This window comes from Alteromonas sp. KUL106, assembly GCF_009811415.1.
Lineage (GTDB): Bacteria > Pseudomonadota > Gammaproteobacteria > Enterobacterales > Alteromonadaceae > Alteromonas.
Genome location: NZ_BLIG01000024.1, coordinates 253,335 through 260,597, shown reverse-complemented (window position 1 = coordinate 260,597; position 7,263 = coordinate 253,335). Strand labels below are relative to the sequence as shown.

At 44.3% G+C, this 7,263-nt stretch carries 5 protein-coding genes; 3 read left to right on the top strand and 2 right to left on the bottom strand.

Going from position 1 to position 7,263, the window contains the following annotated elements; translation table 11 throughout:
* Positions 1–97: 97 nt before the first annotated feature.
* A complete protein-coding gene (locus GVO63_RS09170; protein ID WP_159579276.1) occupies positions 98–640 on the bottom strand; it encodes an rRNA large subunit pseudouridine synthase E in 543 nt (180 codons plus the stop codon).
* Positions 641–1,154: 514 nt separating this feature from the next.
* Here GVO63_RS09170 and GVO63_RS09165 point away from each other — a divergent pair.
* Positions 1,155–3,374: an NADP-dependent isocitrate dehydrogenase gene (locus tag GVO63_RS09165; RefSeq protein ID WP_159579274.1), complete on the top strand. Its 2,220-nt coding sequence runs from the start codon at positions 1,155–1,157 to the stop codon at positions 3,372–3,374.
* 694 nt (positions 3,375–4,068) lie between these two features.
* Here the strand turns inward: GVO63_RS09165 and cspD are convergent.
* Positions 4,069–4,287: a cold shock domain-containing protein CspD gene (gene cspD / locus GVO63_RS09160; protein WP_105931148.1), complete on the bottom strand. Its 219-nt coding sequence runs from the start codon at positions 4,285–4,287 to the stop codon at positions 4,069–4,071.
* Positions 4,288–4,506: 219 nt separating this feature from the next.
* Between cspD and clpS the strand changes: the two genes are divergently transcribed.
* Complete coding sequence (gene clpS, locus GVO63_RS09155) at positions 4,507–4,827, top strand: ATP-dependent Clp protease adapter ClpS (RefSeq protein WP_014949331.1); 321 nt, start codon at positions 4,507–4,509, stop codon at positions 4,825–4,827.
* Between the two features lie 23 nt (positions 4,828–4,850).
* Positions 4,851–7,127 carry an ATP-dependent Clp protease ATP-binding subunit ClpA gene (clpA, locus tag GVO63_RS09150; RefSeq protein WP_159579272.1) on the top strand — a complete coding sequence of 759 codons (2,277 nt, stop codon included), beginning with the start codon at positions 4,851–4,853 and terminating at the stop codon, positions 7,125–7,127.
* Positions 7,128–7,263: the final 136 nt, after the last annotated feature.

Genomic DNA, 7,263 nt, shown 5'->3' with positions numbered 1-7,263 from the left:
TGAAAGGGAACAGCCATTCCTGCATTCCCACGCTTCGCTAGGAAACTTGCCAGCGCCTTCTGAGTGGGCAGTTATCTATGCGGATTGGTATTAGCTTTTAGACGCTGATATATTTGCCATTTTCAATACCATCGATTGTCCAGTTGCCTACTCGGTATCTTATGAGTCGGAGGGTAGGGTAGCCAACATGCGCAGTCATACGACGGACTTGTCGGTTTCTCCCCTCAGTGATGGTGATTGAGACCCAACTCGTAGGAATAGATTGCCTGAAGCGAACGGGAGGATTTCTATCCCAAACAGCGGGTTCATCCATTAGCTTGACTTTGGCAGGACGGGTCATTCCATCTTTCAATTCAACGCCATCTCGCAATGATTGCATGGCTTTTTCGTCCATAATTCCTTCAACTTGCACCCAGTAGGTTTTGCTTGTCTTCGCGGCAGGGTTGGCAAGTTTGTGTTGTAATTTGCCATCGTTAGTGAGTACAAGTAGCCCTTCTGAATCTCTGTCTAGTCGACCAGCGGCGTAAATATTAGGAATGTCGATATAGTCTTTGAGTGTTTCCCTTCCATCTGCGTCGGTGAATTGTGAGAGAACTTGGAAAGGCTTATTAAAAAGAACTACTTTAGCGTTTGAAGACATAACAGGTTCGCTTGATTCGTGTAAAAAATTTCCCCATCAGTTTACGATAAACGAAGCACCTACGCTTGAGAAAATGTCTGCCACTTGACGATATCCACCGCGAACTTTGCCTATAATTTCATTGATCTTATAGGTTAAGACAATGGTATGACTTGTAAGTCTAACTTTCGACCCTATACTATTGGACGCTCCCAATTTTATAAGAGAGTATACCTGCATAATTATTAGACAGTTTTAGCAGTGATAAGCCGGCTTGCTTGTACATCGCACTTCAATGTCGTTATTGGCTTAATTGCAAGCAAATACGAGGTTGAAATGTATATTGCTAACATAGGGAATTGAATAATATGTGGGGAAGAAAACAGCAAGTGGCCTTGTGCTTTTAATAAGCAAGAGGCGGAAAACATCAAATACGTTTCGCAATGACTGTGGGAGCAATATTCAAATTATTGCGGGTCGTTGCGACCTAATGGACTAAAACGGCAGTACCCTGTCGAAAAAATTGAGGTATATAATGACCAAGTCTAAGATCATTTACACGAAGACTGATGAAGCGCCAATGCTGGCGACCTATTCATTGCTTCCAATCATCCAGAAGTTTGCTGCAGCGGCAGATATCGACGTCGAATTGAGCGATATTTCACTAGCTGCGCGCGTTTTGGCAAATTTCCCAGAATATCTTTCTGAAGAACAAAGAGTGCCAGACGCGTTAGCCGAACTGGGTGAGATGACCCAAGATCCTAACGCTAACATTATCAAACTCCCAAACATCAGTGCCTCAATTCCTCAGCTTCGCGAAACCATCAAAGAACTTAATGCAAAAGGTTTCAACGTTCCTGCATTCCCAGATTCACCAAAGAGCGCGGAAGAAGAAGAAATTCGTGAGCGCTACGGCAAAGTGCTAGGCAGTGCAGTAAACCCTGTATTGCGTGAAGGTAACTCAGACCGTCGTGCGCCTACCGCGGTTAAGAACTATGCACGCAAGCATCCGCACTCGATGGGTGAGTGGTCACAAGCATCTCGCACTCATGTTGCGCACATGCGCGGTGGTGATTTCTATTCAGGTGAAAAATCGGTAACGGTAGAAAAAGACGGTTACGTAAGCATTGAATTTACTGGCAAAGATGGTAGCAAGAAAACCCTTAAGCCCCGTGTAGATCTGCTTGCTGGCGAAGTTATCGACGGCATGTTCATGAGCAAGAAAGCCCTGTGCAAATTCTTCGAAGAGCAAATTGAAGATGCGAAAAACACAGGTATCCTGTTCTCGTTACACGTAAAAGCGACCATGATGAAGGTGTCTCACCCCATCGTATTCGGCCACTGTGTAAAAGTTTTTTATAAAGAATTATTCGACAAATGGGGCGACCTGTTTGAAGAACTTGGCGTTAACCCTAACAACGGTCTTGGTAGTGTTTACGATAAAATTTCTACCCTACCTGAAAGCCAGCGTTCAGAAATCCAAAAAGACATCAATGCATGTTACGCAGACCGTCCTCCTATTGCGATGGTTAACTCTGACAAGGGTATCTCAAACCTACACGTTCCAAGTGACGTTATTGTAGATGCGTCGATGCCTGCAATGATCCGCAATTCTGGTCAAATGTGGGGACCAGATGGAAAGCCGCATGATACCAAAGCGGTTATCCCTGAAAGTACTTACGCGACCATTTACCAAGAAGTGATCAACTTCTGTAAGACCCATGGTGCATTTGACCCAACAACGATGGGTACGGTACCAAACGTTGGTCTAATGGCGCAGAAAGCAGAAGAGTACGGTTCACACGATAAAACGTTTGAACTAGAAGCTGACGGTACAGTGTCGATTGTTGATCAAGACGGTAACGTACTCATTTCTCACGATGTTGAAGAAGGTGATATCTGGCGTATGTGTCAGGTGAAAGATGCACCAATTCAAGATTGGGTGAAGTTAGCGGTAACCCGTTCACGTCAATCAGGTATGCCTGCGGTATTCTGGCTAGACGACGAACGAGCTCACGATGCACAACTTATCAAGAAAGTTGAAAAGTACCTGCAAGATCACGACACAAATGGTTTAGACATTCAAATTATGTCGCCTGTACGCGCTATTCGCTACAGCATGGAACGTGCAATTCGTGGCCTAGATACTATTTCAGTAACGGGTAACGTTCTTCGTGACTACCTGACCGATTTGTTCCCAATACTTGAACTTGGCACAAGTGCTAAAATGCTATCAATCGTGCCACTGATGGCGGGTGGTGGCCTTTATGAAACAGGTGCGGGCGGCAGTGCACCGAAGCACGTTCAGCAGTTTGTTGAAGAAGGTCACCTGCGTTGGGATTCACTGGGTGAGTTCTTGGCACTTGCGGTATCGCTTGAAGATGTGGCTATTAAGCACAGCAACGCGAAAGCAAAAATCATCGCTACTGCGCTTGATAAAGCGACGGAAAAACTCCTTAACAACGGTAAGTCTCCGCTTCGTAAAGCCGGTCAGCTAGACAACCGCGGCAGCCACGTTTACCTTGGTCTATACTGGGCCGAGGAAGTAGCGAGCCAGACGGAAGATGCTGACCTAGCGGCACAATTCAAGCCAGTGTATGAAGAGTTGTCAGCGAAAATTGATGACATTTTGGCTGAAATAGATGCAACGCAAGGCAGTGCGCAAGACATCGGTGGTTATTACTACCCGGATGAAGACAAGATGTTTGCAACAATGTCTCCAAGTAAGACACTAAGAGCAATTCTTGGCGCATAATTAACGTTAAGAATAGTTAGCGCTGAACAGCTAACGTGAGGCGAGGCCTTCTACTAAGGCATCGCTAATTTAACAGTAAAGCCCGCTTACTACGTGTGAGCGGGCTTTTTTATTTTTATCGTCTTACGCAGAAAAGGGTACTTATCTATTCGGATTCGTTTTATCTATGCAGACTGTTCTTTGTTGTGGATGTTGTTAAATAATGACAACGCGGTTTGCCAGTGTTCGATAGAACACGGGATTAAAATGTATGGTTTAGTAGATGTATGGTTAGGTAGGTAACGGAAATTGATACAGATAAATGCGCGATGAACGATAAATGAAGCGCTTGAGTAAATGGAAGCAAATTACTTTTGATAATTTTTAGAATAACACTTCAGACAAGTGATAAGAGCATACTGGAGAATTGCACAGAATTATTAACCATGTAAACATCGAACCATTCAATCAAGTAAGCATAAAGTCATACAACAAACGAAGTATCGAGCCATATCAATATTGATTGTTTGATTGAAATTTTACACTGCGGAAATGAACTTAAAAATGTTTAAGCTTAATGTTTTAGTGCCTAAATTTTGAGCCAAAAAAACCGCACGTGTCAACGTGTAATGAAATTATGAGCAGGGCACATAATCAGTAAAGCACTTTAAAAGAAAAGCCTGACGAAAATCGCCAGGCTCAATGAATTCTTTTATTAACGCTCTGGTTCTTCTTTGAAGCCTATATTTTCAGCGTGAAGCCCTTTTGGACCCTGCTGTACCTCATAGGTAACTTCCTGACCTGCTTTGAGTGAACGATAGCCTTCCATTTGAATTGTAGAGTAATGTGCGAAAATATCTTCGCCGCCATCCTCAGGCACAATAAATCCAAAACCCTTCGCGTTGTTAAACCATTTAACTTTGCCAACCGCCATACTTCGACTTCCTCTTAATCCTTGAACTCACGAGTATATGCCCCCATTATAGATCCGGAGACACAGTGAATGGAGTATTGAATATAGCAATGCTTTCCAATACCAAAATTCACTTTACAAAATGTAGATTTTTTAACCATATTATGTCAAGGGCTAATGTGAATAAATTTATCCAAAAGTTTGTACACACATATGCCAGATAACCACTATTATTAAGTTATGAGTAAAGACAACGCGATTAGTATCGAAAAGGAAAAACAAAAAGACGCGCAGCGACAGAAGCCGCAGCCGCCTCCCATGTATAAAGTGTTGTTAAACAATGACGACTATACACCTATGGATTTTGTCATTGAGGTACTCATGCAGTTTTTCAATATGGACGCTGAGAAAGCCAACCAACTTATGCTGACCGTCCATTATCAAGGAAAAGCCGTGTGTGGCATTTTTACTGCTGAGATAGCAGAGACAAAGGTGATGCAGGTTAATCAATACGCACGCAAACATCAGCATCCGTTGATGTGCACGATGGAGCAGGCATAAGGTTTTTTTAGAGGGCGAGCAATATGTTAAATAAAGAATTAGAACAAACGTTGAATGACGCGTTTGTATTTGCCAGAGAGCACCGTCATGAATTTATGACGGTAGAGCACTTGTTGTTGGCATTGCTTGATAACTCAGCTGCTCGCGACGCACTAAAGGCATGTGGTGCCGACGTAGAGGCGATTAAGAGTGAATTGCTTTCATTTGTAAAAGACACAACGCCTCTTATTCTCGACGACCAGCTCAATGAACGTGAAACCCAGCCCACGTTGGGTTTTCAACGTGTGTTGCAGCGCGCTGTATTTCACGTACAGTCATCGGGCAAAGACGAAGTAACGGGCGCAAACGTACTCGTTGCAATCTTTAGTGAGCAAGAATCCCAAGCTGTTTATATCCTTAAAAAGTCTGACGTAACCCGGTTAGATGTGGTCAACTTCATCAGTCATGGAGTGAGTAAAGCAGAGGATGATACTTCTGTTAATCCTGAAGCGTCTGAAGAGGGCGAAGTGGGCGAGGAAAATGGCTCAGCGTTAAGCAAATACGCCACAGACCTTAATCGCCAGGCGAAAGACGGTAAAATTGACCCATTGATAGGTCGCGACGCTGAGGTTGAGCGTACAATTCAGATCCTGTGCCGCCGTCGCAAAAATAATCCACTATTAGTGGGCGAGGCCGGTGTGGGCAAGACGGCTATTGCTGAAGGGTTAGCATACCGGATTGTGAACGATGATGTTCCAGAAGTGATTGCAGAAAGCACAGTTTACTCTCTTGATTTAGGTGGACTGCTTGCAGGTACAAAATATCGTGGCGATTTTGAAAAGCGTCTGAAGGCGATTCTAAAGGAGCTGGCTAAAGATGAGCACGCCATTTTGTTCATCGATGAGATTCACACCATTATTGGTGCGGGGGCTGCATCAGGTGGCGTTATGGATGCGTCAAACCTACTCAAGCCTAAGCTGTCGAGCGGTGAGCTGCGCTGCATCGGGTCTACGACATACCAAGAGTATCAAGGCATATTTGAAAAAGATCGCGCTTTAGCTCGCCGTTTCCAAAAAGTGGACGTAACTGAGCCAAGTGTGAGCGATACCACAAAAATCTTGTTGGGTCTGAAAAGCCGCTATGAAGAGCATCACAACGTGCGTTTCACACAAAAAGCGATTCAGGCGGCAGCAGAGCTATCAGCGAAATACATCAATGAGCGTCACTTGCCAGATAAAGCCATCGATGTGATGGACGAGGCGGGAGCAAGCCAGCGCTTGCTAGCGCCTTCTAAGCGCAAGAAAACAATTGGTGTCGGTGACATCGAGCAGATAATTGCAAAAATGGCTCGTATTCCTGAGAAGTCTGTATCGGCCTCTGACAAAGAAGTCCTTAAGAACCTAGGGCGAAACCTTAAGATGGTTGTGTTTGGCCAAGACAAAGCCATAGAGACGCTTAACGATGCGATTTTGTTGTCTCGCTCAGGACTTGGTGCTGAAACCAAGCCTATTGGTAGTTTTCTGTTCGCAGGTCCTACGGGCGTGGGTAAAACGGAAGTGACTCAGCAGCTTGCTAAAATTATGGGTGTTGAGCTGGTGCGTTTCGATATGTCTGAGTACATGGAGCGTCACGCAGTGAGCCGGTTAATTGGTGCGCCTCCCGGTTATGTTGGTTTCGACCAAGGCGGTTTGTTGACTGATGCGGTGATTAAGAATCCATATTCTGTTGTATTGTTGGATGAAATTGAGAAAGCGCACAGCGATATTTACAATATTCTTCTTCAAGTGATGGATCACGGAACGTTGACCGACAATAACGGAAGAAAAGTGGATTTCAGAAACGTGGTATTGGTAATGACGACCAACGCGGGCGTTCAAGAAACAGTGCGTAAGTCTATAGGCTTTAAGCAACAAGACCATAGCCATGATGCGATGTCAGAGATTAATAAAGTCTTTACGCCCGAATTCAGAAACCGTTTAGACGGGATTATTTGGTTTAACCACCTTGATCCAGAGATCATTCTGCAGGTGGTCGATAAATTCATCATTGAGCTACAGGCTCAACTTGATGTAAAAGGTGTTTCACTGGAAGTTACCAGTGCTGCCCGTGCTTATATGGCTGAAAAAGGTTACGATAAGGCAATGGGAGCAAGGCCGATGTCACGTCTCATCAAAGATGAACTCAAGAAGGAATTGGCCAATGAGTTATTATTTGGCGAATTGTCGAAGGGCGGAAACGTTAAAGTTGACTTTGTAGACGACAAGCTTACTTTCCAATACTCAGGCGTAGACGCCACATCTGCGGAAGCCGAGCCTAGTTAGTAGTAAATGCTGTTGCGCTTAAAACGGATGTTAAACCGTCGTGTTTTAGGCGCTTCACCTAACTGACTAACGCCTTTTTGCAAGTGGAGTCTTGTGTTCAACACAAGCAAAGTGCCAAAAACGAAAAAGCCCGATA